Genomic DNA, 761 nt, shown 5'->3' on the forward strand with positions numbered 1-761 from the left:
GCGCGGTGACGGCGGCGTTGCGGGGCGAATTCGATCAGGCGGCGACGCTCGCGGCGCGCCTGCCGGACGACGCGGCCCTGTTGCTGCCGGTCTCGGCCGGGTGGGAGCGGGCGCCGGGACGCGGGACGTTGCAGTTCGCAGCGGCCCGGTCGGCGTTGGCGGAGCGTTTACTCAAGCTCTCGCTGAGCGAAACCGAGCGACGGACGGCGCGGGTGCGGCGGGCCTCGGCGCTGCTGGATCGCGGCGAGCCGACCGCCGCGGCGAACGACCTGTTGATCGTGCTCGCCGCCGGGCACGACGCCGAGGTCGCCGAACTCGCAGCGGAAGCGGTCGCTCGAAGCCGATCGCCCCAACTGGCGGCCGCGTCGCTGGAGGCGTGGCGCAAGGCGGAAGCGGCGGAGCCGGACGGGTCCGCGAACTGGCTGGCCGCCCGGGCGCGGCGGATCGCCGGCCTGCACGCCGCCGGTCGGACCGACGACGCCGCCCGGCTGCTGTCGGTCACGAAGTTGCTGCACCCCGGCGTGCCCGCCGCCTCCCCGGAGACGCGACGCCGCTTCGCCGCCCTGGCTCGCACGCTGGGGGAACCGACGGGCATCGCCCACGGACTCCCCCACGCGGACGCCCGCCGCCCCGGGCCGTCGCGGCGGTAGTCGCGGTGGAGTTCGGCGATCGAAAACGGCGGTTGATCGATCCATCTGGATTCGAGCCGCAAGGTTGACGCCCCACTGGGGGGAGCGGGCAGACTACCGATCTCCCAATCC

Annotated in this window: 1 pseudogene; it reads left to right on the forward strand. The window is 75.0% G+C overall.

The window, feature by feature from the left end:
- A pseudogene (locus LzC2_RS21595) lies at window positions 1-650 on the forward strand (hypothetical protein); the annotation flags it as partial.
- Between the last annotated feature and the right edge of the window lie 111 nt (window positions 651-761).

It is taken from the genome of Alienimonas chondri (assembly GCF_013036045.1).
GTDB lineage: Bacteria > Planctomycetota > Planctomycetia > Planctomycetales > Planctomycetaceae > Alienimonas > Alienimonas chondri.